Here is a 17,522-nt window from a genome sequence, read left to right as displayed (position 1 = left end):
GTCAAGTCTTTTTTCTTATTTTCACACATAAAAAAAGCAGGCTATCTTTTCGATAACCTGCTCATTTTATTGATTTTTGGTCCTGCGCCTTAACTTAATGACATTGACCACTAGGGTCCCGTCTTTCCTTTTACATTTAGAAATATATTTGATTATTCCAGAACAATTTCAACAGCAGTATTGATTTCAGGCAGCGCAGCAAGCTGCACAAGCACATCTTTTGGAACAGCTTTATCTACGGTCAGAATCATGATCGCTGCACCACCAATAATTTTACGTCCAACCTGCATGGATGCGATGTTGACATCGTTTTGTCCAAGCAGCGTTCCTACACGTCCGATAATACCTGGTTTATCGTTGTGGGAGATCAAAATTTGATGACTTTCCGGAGCGATATCTACCGGGAATTTGTCCAGACGAACAATACGTTCTCCATAACCTGCAAGCAATGTACCTGCTACACGACGTTCCTCAGCATCTTGAGTTGTAACCAATGTTACGGTAATCAGGTTAGTAAATCCTTTAGTTGTTGAGGTTTGGCTTACAACCACATTCAGATCACGGATTTTGGCCAGATGCATGGAGTTGACGATGTTGGCTTCCCCACCCAAATGTCTGGCGAGAATCCCTTTCACAATGTAACGTGTGAGAGGAGAAGTATCTACTTCAGAAAGTTCACCAGCATAGTCGATCCGAATCTCTTGCACTGCATTTTGTGTAATCTGTGCTGCAAAACTACCCAACGTTTCACCCAGTTTGAAATACGGCTGCAATTTGTTCATCACAGTTGGTGCAACAGCCGGCATGTTAACTGCGTTTTTAAACGGTTCATTGCGCAAAATGTGAAGCACCTGTTCCGACACATCGATAGCCACGTTCTCTTGTGCTTCTACTGTGGACGCACCAAGGTGAGGCGTAACGATAATGCTTGGGTGATTCAGGAACGGGTGATCAGCGGCTGGCGGCTCGCTTTCGAATACGTCAAATGCTGCACCAGCAACAATACCTTGATCAATGGCTTCGACAAGTGCCATCTCGTCAACTACACCACCACGAGCACAGTTAATGATACGCATGCCTTTTTTCATCACTTCGAATTGTGGACGTGAGATCATATGCCGTGTTTCCGGTGTTAATGGTGTGTGAACGGTCATGAAGTCCGCATTGAGAATGATATCATCTACACTAGCCAGCTTCACTTGCAGCTTCTCGGCACGCTCCTCCGTGAGGAACGGGTCGTAAGCAAGAATGTCCATTCCGAATGCTTTGGCGCGCTTGGCAACTTCACTACCGATCCGTCCCATACCCAGTACACCGAGCGTTTTATTTCTTAATTCCACACCCAGGAAGGTTTTACGATCCCACGTACCCTGAATAGTCTTGGCATATGCCTGAGGAATGTGTCGTGCCAATGCCATCATCATGGCAAACGTGTGCTCACAGGTTGTGATGGTATTGCCATCAGGTGCATTAATAACGATGATACCGCGCTGTGTAGCAGCTTCCAGATCAATGTTATCTACACCAACCCCTGCACGTCCGATCACCTTAAGGTTGGTACCAGCCGTCATAATACGATCTGTAACACGAGTCTGGCTACGAACCAAGAGGGCATCATAATCACCAATAATGGCAACAAGTTCATCTTCACTAAGACCGGTTTTCTTCTCAACAACAACATCATTTGCATCCACCAGTTGCTGGATCCCCAGATCACTGATTGGGTCCGACACTAACACTTTGTACATGGTTTCTTCCTCCTTAGGTATGTGTATCTATATCGTCAAGGTCTGACCTCAGCGAAGAGGTATTCCTTAAAACCAGGTTGATTCTTCCGCCCAACAACGCGGTGTCGCAACAGAGGGGGAAGGTGAAGCAAATAGAGTGATCCCACAGATATCCTTTAAAATAAATCAAAAAACTCTCAATCCACATACTGCTTGCGCAATAAGGGACGAGAGTTGTCGTGGTACCACCCTAATTCACCGCCGTTTCGCAACGACAGTCTTAGCGGTCAATGAAGACCGAAGAGGATAACGGGTCTAAACCGATTGCACCTACTCCAATTTCAATGCAATAACTCAGGAGCGCTCAAGACCATTTGCCTGCCACCGATTCACACCTACCATCGGCTCTCTGTAAGACGAAGCAACGTCTTTTTTCCATCATCGTGTTTAACGTGACTAATTTTTTCATAATGTATCATGGCTGACATGAGCATGTCAATAGGCTTAAATGTTTTAAAATGTTTTGCAGATGTCTTTAGATTCACACATAAACAGAGTCACCATAAGTAATACAATAGTTAATATACCTACCACAAGAAGATGGAAAGTAAGCTGTTTGGTGAACTGAATTTTACTGCTTTAATGAAGTAATGGCACGGACATATAACCAGGACTTGGGGCAGGTCTTGAACCTAATTGGTTTTTTGGCTATCATTTAGTATACTATCCGATTGGACAACGTAATTGTTATCCATCAAATTTAACTCAAGAGGACAGACGCATCCGATGAAAAAATTCAAGTTTCCCAAGTTCAAGATTCAGAAGGCTGAGCCACAGCAGCTTACCGAGCGTTTGCTTTTAATTAATCTATACTTTACACAAGGTCTGACACTGATTATCGGAGTTGTATGGATCTTATTGCAGAAACGAAACTTGTTAGATGTACTCGCATGGCCTGACAATTACCAATTTATATGGTGGGGTCTTGGTCTTGCAGGAATAATGCTTGTTATGGACTTGGTACTGTCGTATGTTATACCTCAGGAAAGCATGGATGACGGTGGAATTAACGAGATGTTGTTCCGTGGGCGTCCGATCTGGCACATTGTATGTATAGCAGCCATTGTTGCTGTGTGTGAGGAATTATTATTCCGTGGAGCCATCCAACATGCCATCGGTCCTTACTGGACAAGTATTTTATTTGCAGTTATCCATATTCGTTATTTGCGCCACTGGATTCCAACAGGCTGGGTGTTTGTCTCAAGTTATGGATTGGGTTGGATTTACTTGCAGTCCGGCACATTATGGGCGCCTATATTATGTCACTTTATAATTGATTTGGTGTCCGGATTAGCGATACGTTTTCGGAGGGGATCATGAATCAGCCATTAAGTAGAATGAAGACATATGGCAGTCAGCGCCATCGTCAATCGGATAAAAAAGAGAAATCCGAGCGTCAGGTGGCTTCTCAAGTAAGCATCGTTGCTGAAACGGCAGCAGCTGCTGAGGTTGGCGGAATCACACCAATTACTTCCGTTTCTTTACCTAGATCGCAGCGCAAGCCCTATACAGAAAAACTGGAAAGTCCAGTACTTCCTCAAAGGGCACCATCACGCTCCAAAAAAACGCCAAATTCAACGGAAGAATCGATCCCCGAAGCGGGTTCGCTTCCTACACGGACAGAATTACATCCTTCACGTCGGTTAAAATTGAGCAAGAGGTTTGTTAATTCACTCATTTTTATTTTTGTCATGTTAACGATTAGTCTGGTTTGGTGGGGGGTTGAAGGGGCACCCGCTCTGAATACGTTCCTTCCCTTGCCGTGGTAATGCTTTTACTCGCAGGTTTAATCATTTTGATGGGAGTTTTACTACTTTTTCATATGTGGCGTGAAGCCCATATTCATCAAATGATTGAAGAAGAGGTTGAAGTGCCTCATCTGCCAACATCCTTTGACGGGGCCATGATTTTGTATGTATCCGACACGCACAAGCGCAAGCTGAAGCAGAAGGATCTGGCAAACGTTAAAAACAAGGTGGACTGGGTTCTCATCGGTGGGGATGTTGCGGAAAAAGGAATCTCATGGTCTTTAGTTAGACATAACATGAAAATTTTATCGAACATTGCTCCTTCATTTACGGTGTATGGCAACCATGACAAGAGGGCTGGTACCGCTCAACTTGCGCGAATCCTTCGGGAATCGGACGTTAAGCTACTGCAGGATAATGTAGAATATCTGCAAAGGGGCAACGACAGATTGAGCCTGATCGGCATAGACTATCGTTCCAAACAGGGCGATGTATTACTACAACAGATCGGTAACCGTTTTTGCAAAATTGCTATCGTTCATGATCCTTTGCAGGCCCTTCGCTTGGAAGAAAATGCAGATCTTATTTTAAGCGGTCATACACATGGCGGACAATTGGTTTTACCATTTTTCGGACCTGTGTTCCTGAGCAAAGCGTATCGTCCCGTATCGAACGGGTGGTACTCCCTGAGGCGAAGTCCGGAGGATGTTCACCAAGATGGCAAAATGCTTGTTACCAGAGGATACGGTACAAATCATCTTCCTCTCCGACTAAGTTGTCCTGCGGAGATGCATATCATCACGTTAAGAGTGCCCGCGGAAAAAGCACTCACAGAGAAACAGCCTTGATCCAATGGATCAAGGCTGTTTTATTTTAATGCGCAAAATTACAATTTAACGAGCTTCCAATTCAATTGCACGCGGATCAACAAAGGAATAACCTTTCTTTTCGAGCTTGGTCAGCAACTCATCCAATGCTTCAACCGTCCAAGGCAACTCGTGCATCAAGATATTGCTTCCGGGATTTAACTGGTCCAGTACATTTTGAATGACTTTTTCCGGTTTGTCTTTGGTGCTTTTATCCCAATCGAGCGAACCATTAGACCAAGTCATATATAACATGCCATTTTTCTTCACAGCAGCCTTCAGTGCATCATTTCCCGAACCAAAAGGTGGACGGAAGAATTGCGGTTCCTCACCAATGGTATCCTTCACTATTTTTTGGACATCTGTAACCTGTTTTGCCGCCTCAGCGTTGGACATTTTTTTGAGATCCTCATGATCCCAGGCATGATTGCCTACAATCTGACCCCGATCATGTATGAGTTTGAGTAATTCCGGATGGCTTTTCACCCGATATCCATTGACGAAAAATATCGCTTTAGCGTTATGTTTATCTAAAGTGTCGATCAGTGAAGTAATCATTTTTTCTTCTTTGGGTCCATCATCAAAAGTTAACAAGACCACTTTGCTTGGGCTCGCTTCATCGTTTGGTTTAATATAATAATTTTTATTCATATGATACGTCTTTTCCACTTTCTCTTCTGTAGAAACCTTCTCCGAAGATTCAGGTTCTTCTTCTGTCACAGTTGAATCTTTCGTTGAAGACTCGGGCACACCAGTTCCGGGTTCTCCTGTTTCAGTTGGGTTAGAGTTACCTTGCTCTTCTTGAACCGTGGTAGTTGATTCGCCCGCTGGTGTGGAATTATCAGATGTTTTTTCTTCCGCTGTCCCACAAGCTGACAACAGCAAACTTGCAGCAATGATCAATGCGGCGGTATGTCTAAACATGATTTCAACTCGCTTTCCTGTAATTATACGGAATGAGATCGCTCACTACCGCAAACACTAAATATGATTTTAACACTTGAAGGAGGTTGGTGTAATGAAGGCTTCATCCTTTTTTTGGGGCATTGTCATTGGTGTTGCAGCCAGTTCATGGCTGTCCAAAGGCAAATTGCCCATGATGTCATCGGGTTCATCAAGAAATATGATGGATCAGGCAAAACATAAGATGATGGAAATGACTTTCCCGGGTATGGACGGGTTCACAAGCAAGCAAAATCAACATGGTGAATCCCACAAAAATCCGGCAGCAAAGACCGCAAGAGCAATCACACCGCAGGAAAAAGAAGCGAATATGAGCATGCTCAAAGATTTTATTCGCACCAATCCCGATGTGAAGCATGAAGTTGAGCAAATTTTAAGCCAAACAAACACAACAGTACCGGGTTTATAAACCAAAACCTCCAATTAGAATCATCCACAGTCTTGATTTGCTGTGGAATGATTCTTTTTTTGTCGATTTTACTTCGTGCATTTAGAGGTATAAAATGATAACATAACTACATAGATTTATTTTCAGCACATATTGTTTTGTGCTTCATAATCTGTTATAAGACTTGCTTATAAAGGGGAGATCCTGTATGAAAATAGAACGACTAAGTCACGATAAGATACGGATTTTCCTGACCTTTGACGATCTGAGCGAGCGCGGAATACAAAAAGAAGATATGTGGCAGGAAATACCTAAGGTTCATGAACTGTTCACTGAAATGATGGATCAGGCCTATTCCGAACTTGGATTTGATGCCACAGGTCCACTCGCTGTCGAAGTATTCGCACTTCCCGCTCAAGGGATGGTTGTCATTGTCACACGTGGAAAATATGATCCGCAACAATATGGTTTAGGTCATGAAGATGATCTTCCTGAAGAAGTATATGAAATGGAAGTTACACTCGAGCAAAGCGATTCCATTGTTTATGCATTCAAGGACTTTGAAGTGCTCATTGAAGCTGCACATATGTTGCGTCAGCATGTTACGGATGCTGGGAGACTTTATTCCTATAAAGACAAGTGGTTCTTGCATTTGGAGCCAGATGAGGTAGATTCCACCAAACATGCGGCATTGATTGCCTTGCTTGCTGAATTTGGCGAAGGCTCCTCAGTTACTCCAGCAGTCATGGAAGAGTATGGTAAGGTTGTTATTCCTGCACAAGCGATTGATGTTATCTGCACCCACTTCAAACGCCAGGATTAATCTCTAGTTGTAATCGCGTCTTTAGTCAGAGGAGGGAATTTCGGTGCTTTTGTTTTCGGTCTTAGCGGCAGCAGTTGCTCCGGGTCTCGCCTTGTTAACATACTTTTACCTGAAAGACCGTTATGATTATGAGCCACTTCATATGGTATTGCGGGTTTTCCTCATGGGGATTCTGATGGTACTGCCTGTGATGATTATTCAGCGTGGCATGATGATGTGGCTCGGGGATAATCCTTATCTTGAGGCCATTATGATCTCAGGTGGTGTGGAGGAATTCGTTAAATGGTTCGTACTTTATCATATCATCTATAATCACACCGAATTTGATGAGCCGTATGACGGGATCTTATATGCAGTCGCTGTTTCACTTGGATTTGCCACTGTTGAGAATGTGTTGTATGCCTTTGCGGGGAATGCATCCGTCTCAGCCATGTTCCTTCGAGCACTGCTCCCTGTTTCAGGGCATGCTATGTTTGCGGTAATCATGGGTTATTATATGGGTAAAGCCAAGTTTATCGGTGGTAAGAAAAAGCGGTGGTATCTGGTTCTTTCTCTGGTGTTACCTTTTTTCTGGCATGCATTGTACGATGTCATCATGAACACCATGGTGAATCATTGGTTGTGGTTTATAGCGCCGCTAATGGCGGGCCTGTGGTATGGGGCAATGGGTAAAATCACACGAGCTAATAACCGTTCTCCTTTTCGTTTTGTGAAGCGGGAGGAAGAGGTTAAATTATAAAAATACGGACACACTGGTGGACATAAAGCGCATATTGCGCCTATGACTCCGGTGTGTTTTTATTTTTACAGATAAACTCCCGGGGAATGACCGACAGAAACGGAGATCGTTGTGATGAGAATTAAAATTAAAATCAGATGCAAACAATGCGGTGAACGATTTACATTACGAGGCAAGAAAGATCGGGGCCGGATTGAGACGGGATTCAAGCAGTGCCTATGTGATAACAGAGACCAGTTCGAAATTGAAGAAGAGGGCATGGCAACTGGGATTCAGCTGAATTAAAAGGAGGACCCAAACGCTACTTTAGCAGCCTGCTTGTGTAAGGACTGGAAATCGCATGCATAAGAGATCTTTCTTCGATCCACAATAGAGGTAGTGGTTTAGAAGAAAGGAGACTCTACCGATGTATAAACGATTAAGTTCAGTCATGTTTCCGATATTTGCGGTTCTGCTGGTCGGTGCGCTCGTGTGGGGCTATCAGGAGAATCAGGAGAAGAATGCAATTCTGATCAAGGCAGAGAATCAATATCAGCGTGCATTTCACGATTTATCTTTTCATATGGACAAATTGCATTCGGAGATTGGCAACACCTTGGCGGTTCACTCTACATCACAGGGGATGCATCGCAAAGGTCTGATGAATGTATGGCGACTCACCAGTGAAGCGCAGAATGAGATCAACCAACTGCCACTCACCATGCTGCCATTTAACGAGACAGAGGAGTTTCTCTCGCGTATTTCCAACTTTGCCTATCGGGCGTCGATGCGTGACTTGACGAACGAACCGCTAAGTGAGAAGGAAATGGGCAACCTGAAAAAGCTGTATCAGAATTCATCCGAGATTACCAAGAATCTGCAGGATGTGCAGCAGAAAGTCCTGACGGACCGATTGCGCTGGATGGATGCAGAGACTGCCATGGCAACACAAGAGCAAACCATGGACAACACGATCGTTGATGGTTTTCGTACTGTAAACAAAAAGGTACAGGAATACCCGGAGCTTGATTGGGGTCCTTCCGTATCCAACATCTATGCAAAACGATCAGTCAAGAAACTGGACGGCTTGCCGGTGACCAAAGAACAGATTCAGAGCAAGGCTGCAAAATTCTCTGATGCGGATCGTAGCAAAATCCAAGTGCAGGAGAACGGCAAAGGAACAGACTGGGAGTCCTACACTGCCACGATTGATCATGCCAACAATGGCAAACTGATGATGGATTTCACCCGTAATGGCGGAATGCTGATCTCTTACAGTGATACGCGTCCAATCGGAACCAAAAAAGTGTCTCGTCAGAATGCCATGGCTAAAGCAGATCAATTTCTAATGAACAAAGGCTATAAGGATATGAAAGCTGTAAACTACGATGAATATGGTAATCTGGGTAACCTTACTTATGTGCGTAAGCAAGGGGACACCTTGATTTATCCCGAGAAAATGTCAGTTCGTGTAGGTTTGGATACAGGCGAAGTAACCGGCTTCCAGGCGAGTGACTTTGTTTACGAACATAATGACATGCGCAAAATTCCGAAAGCAACTCTTACGGAGCAACAGGCGCGGAAAAAGCTTAATTCGGAGTTCGAAGAAAATTATGTTCGCAAATCCCTGATTGAGAATGATTACAGCAAAGAAGTATTGTGTTATGAATTCGGAGGGAAAATTAACGGTTCTCGTTACCGGATATACATTAATGCGAATACAGGAATAGAAGAAGCGGTTGAAGAGATCAAACCGGTCAATGCAACCTCATAAAAAGATGGATAATTTGAATTTGAAGTTGAGCGAATAACTGCGGCAGACCACGATGTGGTCTGTTTTTTTCTTGTTCAATGTGAGAAAGGTCATGGTATAATAGTCCTTGTACATACGAAGATAAATACATAAAGTGGCGGTGAACAGCTTGTTTCCGAAAATAAATGAAATTTTATACATCCACATTGCTTCTGCAGATGAAAAAGAGGAACACAAAGAGTACAAATCACGCATTGCAGATATGGATGACAGCAGTTTTCTGATTGAGGTCCCGATGCAACAAGGAAGCAGCCGTCTGAAAAGGCTCTTTTTCGGAGATGAATTGTCCATTTCATATATTACGGAGGATGGGGTCCGGCATTATTTTAATACCTATGTCACGGGATTTGAGGAAGATGTGGTCCGTCTTGTCCGTATCCGCAAACCGCTTCCGAGCGATATATCCAAAATACAACGGCGCAGCTTTCTTCGTGTTCATGCGAACCTCGAATTGGCCATCCAGAGTGAAGATCTGACCCGTGCTGTCGGATTGACTGAAGATATTGGCGGTGGTGGATTGTCCATCTACGGCGAAACAGGTTTCTCAATAGCTGAAGGTCAAAAATTGAAATGCTGGTTGCTGGTTCCCTACCGGAATTCAACCATTGAACATGTGAATTTTGAAGCTGAAGTTGTGCGGATCAAAACCCTGGAAACCGGCAGACAGCTATGCATGTTGAAATTTGTGCAGATTTCAGATTCGGAGCGCCAGAAAATTATCAAGTTTTGTTTTGAGCGGCAACTTGACTATCGCACGAAATAGGAATGTTGTGGCATAAAGAGAGGGAACTGCGGGTACCGTAATGAAAAAAACGGAGGTATTGCCTTGAATCGTCGTCATGCAACCCGCAGATATGAACGACTTTATTATGTTTTCTCCAGGCGAATGGAACGAAAGGTTACGATTCTGATTGCAGCCCTTCTAATCCTGCTTGTGGTATATCAATTGCTGCTGTTGGTACCAGGCTTCAAAAAGAATTTGACCACCATTGACCGCCTGGAAGGAACGCCAATTGAAGTGCAAACGATGAATGATTACAACCGTCGTTGATTTGTCTGTTTTTGCATCCATGTGTAGAGTGTGGTATAATTTTCACGATGCAGGCAATGCCTGTTTTTTTATTGAGGTTTATCGTTTGAGGAGGAATGCCCCGTTGGCAAGCCAGAACACATCAGAGAACGGGAAAATGAACGTTGCAATTGACGGACCTGCCGGTGCCGGGAAAAGCACGGTGGCCCGATTGGTTGCAGAGGCGCTCGCGTATGTATACGTCGACACAGGCGCAATGTACCGTGCGGTAACCTTGCATATGCTTCGGAAAGGTATTACACCGGAAGATGTGACACAGGTACTTCAGGAAGCCCAAAAGCTGGTCATTGATTTACAACCGGATCCCGACGGACAGAAAGTGTTCTGTAATGGGGAAGAAGTAACCTCGGAAATCCGCTCCCGTGAAGTGACGGGAATCGTGTCCCGATATGCGCAAATCGAGGGGCTGCGTACGCAATTAGTGGATACTCAGCGGCAAATGGCTTTGCGCAAGGGCGTCGTCATGGATGGACGCGATATCGGAACGACAGTACTGCCCGATGCGGAAGTGAAAATCTTCATGACTGCCAGTGTGGAAGAGCGTGCGCTTCGCCGCTTCAAAGAACTGGACCCCTCTGAAGGACTGACGTTGCAACAGCTGGAGCGAGACATTGCCACCCGTGACAGATTGGATGAGAATCGGGAAATTTCCCCATTGCGTTGTGCTGAGGATGCTATTGTCCTTGATACAACGGAGATGAACATTCATGAAGTGGTTGACAAAATCGTATCTTATTGCACAATGGTCAGAGGAGAGATCGGTCTATGATTTACACATTTTGCAGCACATTACTGCGGATCATTTATACCATTCTTTTCCGCTTGGAGGCCGTTGGACGGGAGAATATTCCGAAAGAAGGCGGCGTACTTTTATGTTCCAATCATATTAGTAACTTCGATCCTCCAACCGTTGGTATCAAACTTCGCCGTCAGGTACGTTTCATGGCCAAAAGCGAATTGTTTGAAATTCCGGTACTCGGCCGAATTATTAAAGCCGTGGGCGCTTTCCCCGTTAAACGTGGAGGTGTCAGCAAGGAATCCATCAAAACCTCACTCAATATTTTGCGTGATGGTCAAGTGCTTGGAATCTTCCCCTCGGGAAGCCGTCACAATGATGGAGGTATCGGCAAAAAAGGGGCAGCGAGTTTTGCTCTCCGCAGTGGCGCTACAGTTATTCCTACTGCTATTATCGGTAACTACAAAGTTTTTCGTAAGATGAAAGTTGTATATGGAGCACCAGTAAGTTTGGACGAGTTCAAGGAAGACCCATCTGGAGAAGCTCTGGAGAAGGCGACTGAAAAGATTATGTCCAAGATTAACGAGATGGTGCAAACGGGCGTGCCAAGCAAGTAATGGCTTCGTCGGTAGCTGAGTGCATGTTTCCATATTTTTGAGGGAGACTAAAGTTTGAGCACTCAGTGATGAAAGTGTTTTGAACTCTGCTACAGGCAGGTTTGAATATAATGGGGTTTTTGAATTGAGGAGGGTATTTGACATGTCGGAAGAAATGAAAAATCAAGAAGCAACCCAAGATGAGTTGGATCAATTCGTTTCCTTGAAAAAAGGAGATACCGTAAAAGGAACCATCGTCAAATTGGAAGATAACCAAGCCTATGTGAGCATTGGATATAAATATGACGGTGTCATTCCAATTCGTGAACTGTCTTCATTACATGTTGACAGCGCGTCTGACGCAGTAGAAGTTGGACAAGAAGTTGAAGCTAAAGTTCTTAGCATCGACGACGAGAAAGAAAAACTCGTTCTGTCCAAACGTGCAATCGACAGCGAAAACGCATGGGATCAATTGCAAAAGCATTTTGAAGACCAAGACGTATTCGAAGTTGTTGTAGGTGATGTTGTTAAAGGCGGTCTGGTAGCAGACGTGGGCGTACGTGGATTTATCCCGGCTTCCATGGTTGAACGCCATTTCGTTGAAGACTTCAGCGACTACAAAGGACGCACACTGCGTGTTAAAGTGAAAGAGATCGACCGTGAGAACAACAAAGTGATCCTTTCCCAAAAAGACGTACTGGAGCAAGAATTCGAAGCAAACAAAGCTACAGTAATGGCTGGTTTGCAAGAAGGTCAAGTGATCGAAGGTACAGTACAACGTTTGACTCAATTCGGTGCATTTGTTGATGTGGGCGGAGTTGACGGTTTGGTTCACGTATCCGAGCTGGCTTGGACACACGTTGAAAAACCATCCGACGTACTGTCTGAAGGTGATAAAGTTAGTGTGAAAGTGCTGAAAGTTGACCCTGAAAAAGGCAAAATCAGCCTGAGCATGAAAGCTGTTCAACCAGGTCCTTGGGAAACAGCAAGCGAAAAATTCAATTCCAGCGATATCGTAACAGGTGTTGTAAAACGTCTGGTAGACTTCGGTGCATTTGTTGAAATCGCTCCTGGTGTTGAGGGACTTGTGCATATCTCGCAAATCTCCCACAAACACATCGGCACTCCTCATGAAGTGCTGAAAGAAGGACAAGAAGTTCAAGTTAAAATCTTGGACATGAACCCTTCTGAGCAACGTGTAAGCTTGAGCATCAAAGAAACAGAAGAAGCTCCAGCTCAACCACAAAAATCAGAAAGACCTTCAAGAAACAACGCTCCGCGTGAAGAAATCAACAATCCAAACGTTTCCTTGAACAATCAAGGTATGAGCACTACGCTTGGCGAACTGTTTGGAGACAAACTCAGCAAATTCAAATAAGTTAACAATGCATGGTTCTAAGTTATATACTGCATATTTTGCTGAATAACAAAAGCAAGATCGGCGAGCCCAAGGCGGGTTCGCCGATTGTTTTTATTGCGAGTAATTTGGCATGAAACGTTAGCCAAGATATATCTTTTTTGCTATGATGAGTATCGTAAGTATGGACAGGAGGAGTGGAATGTATGGCAAGACCCGTTGTGGCAATTGTCGGACGACCGAACGTGGGTAAATCCACCATTTTCAATCGGATCATCGGCGACAGACTGGCCATTGTGGAAGACAAGCCGGGCATTACCCGTGACCGTATATATGGAATCGGTGAATGGAACGGTAAACCATTTAGTATCATTGATACAGGTGGTATCGAAATTGATGGTGAAGATGTAATCTTAAAATCGATTCGGATGCAAGCAGAGCTCGCTATTGAAGAAGCGGATGTTATTGTATTCATGTGTGATGCAAAAGCAGGTATTACGCAATCGGATGAAGAGGTAGCAGAGATGCTCTACCGCTCAGGCAAGCCTATTGTTGTAGCCGTTAACAAAGTGGATAATATCGGACGAAGTGAGCTCATTTATGAGTTTTATGGATTTGGTTTCGGTGATCCCATCGGCGTATCCGGAAGTCACGGTACAGGTGTAGGTGACTTGCTTGATGCAATTGTGGAGAAGTTGCCAGAACTTGAGGAAGAGACTTACGATGAAGATGTCATTCGTGTAGCTCTGATCGGACGTCCTAATGTAGGTAAATCTTCACTGGTGAACGCTATTCTGGGTGAAGAGCGTGTCATTGTAAGTGACGTGGCTGGAACGACCCGGGATGCGATTGATACACCTTTTGAAAAAGACGGCCAACGTTACGTGCTGATTGATACAGCAGGTATGCGTAAGCGTGGTAAAGTATATGAAACAACTGAGAAATACAGTGTAATGCGTGCGATGCGTGCGATTGAGCGTGCAGATGTTGTTCTGATTGTCATTAATGGTGAAGAAGGCATTATTGAACAGGACAAGCATATTGCAGGATATGCATTCGAAGCTGGTAAAGCGTCATTGTTTGTTGTGAACAAATGGGATGTGGTAGAGAAGCATGACAAAACGATGAAAGAGTTTGAGAGAAAAATTCGGGATCACTTCCTGTTTATGACTTATGCTCCAGTCGTATTCTTGTCAGCCCTCACAAAACAACGCTTACAAAAATTGTTACCGGTTGTGAAAAGGGTAGCAGATCAACACTCGTTACGTGTACAAACACATCTACTTAACGATGTGGTGTCTGATGCGGTTGCAATTAACCCTCCGCCAACGGATAAAGGACGGAGAATGAGAATTAACTATGTGACTCAGGTTGCCGTTAAGCCACCGACCATGGTTGTTTTTGTGAACGATCCGGAATTGATGCACTTCTCATATGAGCGCTATCTGGAGAATAAAATCCGTGCAGCGTTTGACTTCGAAGGAACACCAATTCGCATATTTACTCGGAAGAAGTCCGACGAAAGTTAGGGGAGAAGTGTGTGATTTTACAAATCGCAGCGATTGTACTGAGTTATCTGCTCGGTTCGATCAGCTTTAGTGTCCTCCTTGCCAAAGCGATACGGGGGATCGATATTCGTCAGCACGGAAGCGGAAACGCGGGAGCTACCAATACATTGCGTATTTTGGGTAAAGGACCAGCAATTGCTGTTCTGTTACTTGATGTACTTAAGGGTGTTGCAGCTGTATGGATTGGAATCTGGCTGAGTAACGGTTCTGCCTGGATTCCTGCACTCAGTGGTATAGCAGCCATTGCAGGACATAACTGGCCGCTTTACTTCCATTTTCGTGGAGGAAAAGGCGTTGCCACAGCCATTGGTGTTCTGGTAAGTCTTGCTTTCCTGCCTGCGTTATGTGCTGGGGTGATCGCCATTCTGTCTATTGTATTGACACGCTATGTTTCATTGGGCTCTCTGATTTTTGTAGCATTTACACCCATCTTTATCATGGTATTATCCGGATATTCAATGAATATCTTCTGGGGGAGTCTGATTATTTGTCTGTTTGCGTTCTGGAGACATCGTACCAATATTGCGAAGCTCGCCAAAGGACAGGAAAATAAATTGGGATCGAAAAACCCTGGAGGGGGTAAACGAGTTGTCTAAAAAAGTTGCTGTTCTAGTCGCTGGGAGCTGGGGAACAGCTCTGGCCAGTGTACTCGCCGCCAATCAGTTGGATGTGATGATGTGGACACGTGGTGAAGACCAGGCTAACGAAATCAATAACAAGCACACTAATACTCGCTATCTTCCGGATGCGGAGCTTTCACCACGGATTCAAGCAACAACTGATATGGAAGCTGCGGTGGAAGGCGCTATAGCTGTGTTAATTGTTGCGCCTTCATCAGCCATGCGTGCAGTTACGAACCAGCTTAAGGCTTATTACAAGCCTGAGATGTTAGTCATTCATGCAACCAAAGGTTTTGAGACAGAAAGCCTCAAACGGATGTCCACAGTCATTTCAGAAGAGCTTGAATGTGAAGAAGGACGTGTGGTTGTTCTTTCTGGCCCAAGCCATGCGGAAGAAGTGGTGAAGCGTTGTCCAACGACAGTGGTTGTAGCTTCACTGGATAAGGCATCTGCCGAGTCTGCCCAAGCTTTGTTTATGAATGCTTATTTCCGGGTTTACACGAATCGGGATATGATCGGTGTTGAGCTGGCGGGTGCATTCAAAAATATCATTGCTCTTGGTGCAGGTATGTCCGATGGTCTTCAATTTGGTGATAATGCCAAAGCCGCTTTGCTAACACGCGGTCTGGCAGAGATCACACGTATTGGTGTTGAGATGGGAGCAAATCCGCTAACGTTTTCGGGACTTGCTGGAATCGGGGATCTGGTTGTAACGGCTACAAGTCAGCACAGTCGGAACTGGAGAGCAGGTTCCATGTTAGGCCAGGGACAGAAGCTGGATGATGTTCTGAAGTCCATGGGCATGGTGGTAGAAGGCATTCGAACTACGCAAGCTGCCTATTTCATCTCACAAAAATACGGTGTACAAATGCCAATTGCGGATCAGTTATATCACGTTTTATTCCAGGAGAGACAGCCGCGTGATGCGGTTGAAGCCTTGATGGGACGTGACCCGAAGACTGAAATGGAAGTCATGAAGCTTGAAACCTGGGAGCAGTGGCATTCCTGATTGTAATCAGCCTAAACGTACCTTGTGAAATAAGAAGCTTATTCACCTTTTCTGTAGCAGACTCATACTATACACATGAGTATTGCCGGAGGAGGGGAGACGAATGGGTAACAACATTTCCAAAGATGCACTGAATGCAATCAATAAGAAAACGGGTAAAACGATAACGGAAGGTGCCGTTAAGAAATTGGCAAGCACGGTGAAACCAACGACGATTCAGAATGAAGCTCAGTTGCGCCAATTGATCAAACAAGTATCCGCCATGGCGAAAGTTCCGGTATCTGAGGATACGGTTAAGGATATTGTGAGTGCGGTCAAGAAAAGCGGATTGAATCCGAGCAGTATGGAATCGTTAATGAAAATGATGATGAAAAAATAATAGATCACACCTGCTTGTGCAGGTGATCCAGTAAGACAAAAAGACGAGTCGGCTTCTGCCGGCTTGCTTTTTTGTCTTTTTTTTGGAAAGTTGAGCTGAATTTCGTGTTATAATGGTTGCAATTGTCACAGTGTCAGTGATGAATATCGGACTGAAGGGGAGACTGCTGGATTATGAGCGCAATGGACAAGATGTGGCTGTCATTGGTGGCCATCCTCATTATGGGACTATCTGTATTCCTGATTACGTTTGCTCGTGCCAAAACAAAAGGTATTGTACGGGGGATTCTTTCTCTGATTGCATTTTTGATTATGCTGATTGGCTTGTTCGGTGGAATCGCTTCTCTGACCTGATTTCCCATGCCTGAAGGATAACATCCGCATAAGCACATCATAAGAACTGACACAATGAACACGGATGAGGGGAGTGTGAGCCTATGGGGCCGCATGATACGGAGGGTCGGACAGAGCGTTATCCGGAATTACACGCGGCTTTGCTGGAAACGGCCAAAGCCTGGAACACACAGCCACAGACATGGTTACTTGGAGGAAGTTGTGGGTTGCTGCTTCAAGGGGTGGAGTTGCAACAGGCTCCGAGAGATATTGATATCTATGCGGATGTTGCTGCTGCTAAAGAACTTCACCGTAGCGCTCCGGGGGAAATGCTTGACGAGCCTACAGTGGATAAGACAGGACCGTATGCTTCTCTGCTGAGCCACTATCAGGTGGGTGAATGTGCGCTGGAACTGGTTGGTGGTTTCGAAATATGGGCTCGCAAAAGTTGGTACCGTATTGAGATTGAACATGTACTTGCTCCCCATGCACCAGTAGCACAAGTGGGTTTATATAGCCTGCGACTGATGCCGCTTGCGCATGAGTTGTTGTTTAATCTGCTGCGAGGTCGTGAAGATCGTTATGTCCCCATTGCGACACAGATGCGCGAGCAGCCAGATGCACATCAACCTATAATGATGCTTTTAAGTCAACAGAATGTATGGACAAGCCGCTTCAGAGCCGAAGTGGAAGAGCTTGTTGGCTTTACATGGCCCCAGTAGGTTGAGG

Annotated in this window: 21 protein-coding genes and 1 other annotated feature; of the genes, 19 read left to right on the top strand and 2 right to left on the bottom strand. The window is 44.7% G+C overall.

The window, feature by feature from the left end:
• Window positions 1-152: 152 nt before the first annotated feature.
• On the bottom strand, window positions 153-1,748 hold the full coding sequence (serA, locus tag C161_RS19210; RefSeq protein WP_036607735.1) for a phosphoglycerate dehydrogenase: 1,596 nt from the start codon (window positions 1,746-1,748) through the stop codon (window positions 153-155).
• Window positions 1,749-1,947: 199 nt separating this feature from the next.
• Window positions 1,948-2,178 (bottom strand) — a binding site (T-box leader).
• 335 nt (window positions 2,179-2,513) lie between these two features.
• Between serA and C161_RS19205 the strand changes: the two genes are divergently transcribed.
• Genes C161_RS19205 through C161_RS19195 form a run of 3 tightly spaced genes read left to right on the top strand, consistent with a single transcriptional unit; the run spans window position 2,514 to window position 4,383 of the window.
• Window positions 2,514-3,107 carry a CPBP family intramembrane glutamic endopeptidase gene (locus tag C161_RS19205; RefSeq protein ID WP_036607728.1) on the top strand — a complete coding sequence of 198 codons (594 nt, stop codon included), beginning with the start codon at window positions 2,514-2,516 and terminating at the stop codon, window positions 3,105-3,107.
• Complete coding sequence (locus C161_RS19200) at window positions 3,104-3,556, top strand: hypothetical protein (RefSeq protein WP_017687671.1); 453 nt, start codon at window positions 3,104-3,106, stop codon at window positions 3,554-3,556. The genes C161_RS19205 and C161_RS19200 overlap by 4 nt, the downstream gene beginning before the upstream one ends.
• 29 nt (window positions 3,557-3,585) lie before the next feature.
• A complete protein-coding gene (locus C161_RS19195; RefSeq protein WP_235193862.1) occupies window positions 3,586-4,383 on the top strand; it encodes a metallophosphoesterase in 798 nt (265 codons plus the stop codon).
• Window positions 4,384-4,428: 45 nt separating this feature from the next.
• Here C161_RS19195 and C161_RS19190 read toward each other — a convergent pair whose 3' ends face one another.
• A complete protein-coding gene (locus tag C161_RS19190) occupies window positions 4,429-5,325 on the bottom strand; it encodes a polysaccharide deacetylase family protein (RefSeq protein WP_036607725.1) in 897 nt (298 codons plus the stop codon).
• A 94-nt stretch (window positions 5,326-5,419) separates the two neighbouring features.
• Here C161_RS19190 and C161_RS19185 point away from each other — a divergent pair, with 94 nt between their 5' ends.
• The 16 genes from C161_RS19185 to C161_RS19115 all read left to right on the top strand — a co-directional run bounded on the left by C161_RS19185 (window position 5,420) and on the right by C161_RS19115 (window position 17,515).
• The gene (locus C161_RS19185) at window positions 5,420-5,773 is read left to right on the top strand and encodes a hypothetical protein (protein ID WP_036607724.1); all 354 of its coding nucleotides are present in this window, start codon (window positions 5,420-5,422) and stop codon (window positions 5,771-5,773) included.
• 187 nt (window positions 5,774-5,960) lie between these two features.
• Entirely contained in the window at window positions 5,961-6,575 is a 615-nt protein-coding gene (locus tag C161_RS19180; protein WP_017687675.1) for a genetic competence negative regulator, read from the top strand.
• Window positions 6,576-6,618: 43 nt separating this feature from the next.
• Window positions 6,619-7,314, top strand: a complete 696-nt coding sequence (gene prsW / locus C161_RS19175) for a glutamic-type intramembrane protease PrsW (protein WP_017687676.1) — start codon at window positions 6,619-6,621, stop codon at window positions 7,312-7,314.
• Window positions 7,315-7,428: 114 nt separating this feature from the next.
• Entirely contained in the window at window positions 7,429-7,599 is a 171-nt protein-coding gene (locus C161_RS32805; RefSeq protein WP_164783335.1) for a hypothetical protein, read from the top strand.
• Window positions 7,600-7,720: 121 nt separating this feature from the next.
• The gene (gene ypeB / locus C161_RS19170) at window positions 7,721-9,067 is read left to right on the top strand and encodes a germination protein YpeB (protein ID WP_036607717.1); all 1,347 of its coding nucleotides are present in this window, start codon (window positions 7,721-7,723) and stop codon (window positions 9,065-9,067) included.
• 148 nt (window positions 9,068-9,215) lie between these two features.
• On the top strand, window positions 9,216-9,869 hold the full coding sequence (locus C161_RS19165) for a flagellar brake protein (RefSeq protein ID WP_036672025.1): 654 nt from the start codon (window positions 9,216-9,218) through the stop codon (window positions 9,867-9,869).
• 63 nt (window positions 9,870-9,932) lie between these two features.
• A complete protein-coding gene (locus C161_RS19160) occupies window positions 9,933-10,157 on the top strand; it encodes a hypothetical protein (RefSeq protein WP_036607715.1) in 225 nt (74 codons plus the stop codon).
• A 103-nt stretch (window positions 10,158-10,260) separates the two neighbouring features.
• Window positions 10,261-10,965, top strand: coding sequence for a (d)CMP kinase (gene cmk, locus C161_RS19155; RefSeq protein ID WP_036607714.1), 705 nt, complete (start codon window positions 10,261-10,263; stop codon window positions 10,963-10,965).
• Window positions 10,962-11,549 carry a lysophospholipid acyltransferase family protein gene (locus tag C161_RS19150; RefSeq protein WP_036607713.1) on the top strand — a complete coding sequence of 196 codons (588 nt, stop codon included), beginning with the start codon at window positions 10,962-10,964 and terminating at the stop codon, window positions 11,547-11,549. The genes cmk and C161_RS19150 overlap by 4 nt, the downstream gene beginning before the upstream one ends.
• Before the next feature lie 142 nt (window positions 11,550-11,691).
• Window positions 11,692-12,906 (top strand): 30S ribosomal protein S1, encoded by a 1,215-nt coding sequence (rpsA, locus tag C161_RS19145; RefSeq protein WP_036607712.1) that lies wholly within the window; start codon window positions 11,692-11,694, stop codon window positions 12,904-12,906.
• Window positions 12,907-13,091: 185 nt separating this feature from the next.
• Window positions 13,092-14,414, top strand: a complete 1,323-nt coding sequence (gene der, locus C161_RS19140; protein ID WP_017687684.1) for a ribosome biogenesis GTPase Der — start codon at window positions 13,092-13,094, stop codon at window positions 14,412-14,414.
• 11 nt (window positions 14,415-14,425) lie between these two features.
• Window positions 14,426-15,049, top strand: coding sequence for a glycerol-3-phosphate 1-O-acyltransferase PlsY (gene plsY / locus C161_RS19135; RefSeq protein ID WP_036672023.1), 624 nt, complete (start codon window positions 14,426-14,428; stop codon window positions 15,047-15,049).
• Window positions 15,042-16,082, top strand: coding sequence for an NAD(P)H-dependent glycerol-3-phosphate dehydrogenase (locus tag C161_RS19130; protein WP_036607707.1), 1,041 nt, complete (start codon window positions 15,042-15,044; stop codon window positions 16,080-16,082). The genes plsY and C161_RS19130 overlap by 8 nt, the downstream gene beginning before the upstream one ends.
• Window positions 16,083-16,185: 103 nt before the next feature.
• Entirely contained in the window at window positions 16,186-16,461 is a 276-nt protein-coding gene (locus tag C161_RS19125) for a stage VI sporulation protein F (RefSeq protein WP_017687687.1), read from the top strand.
• A 173-nt stretch (window positions 16,462-16,634) separates the two neighbouring features.
• Window positions 16,635-16,814, top strand: a complete 180-nt coding sequence (locus tag C161_RS19120) for a DUF2768 family protein (RefSeq protein WP_036607705.1) — start codon at window positions 16,635-16,637, stop codon at window positions 16,812-16,814.
• An 83-nt stretch (window positions 16,815-16,897) separates the two neighbouring features.
• Window positions 16,898-17,515 (top strand): hypothetical protein, encoded by a 618-nt coding sequence (locus C161_RS19115; protein ID WP_036672020.1) that lies wholly within the window; start codon window positions 16,898-16,900, stop codon window positions 17,513-17,515.
• Window positions 17,516-17,522 lie beyond the last annotated feature (7 nt).

Source organism: Paenibacillus sp. FSL R5-192 (genome assembly GCF_000517845.1).
Classification (GTDB): Bacteria; Bacillota; Bacilli; order Paenibacillales; family Paenibacillaceae; genus Paenibacillus; species Paenibacillus amylolyticus.
The sequence above is the reverse complement of the archived record's forward strand: the minus strand, read 5'-3'. Positions and strand labels throughout refer to the sequence as shown.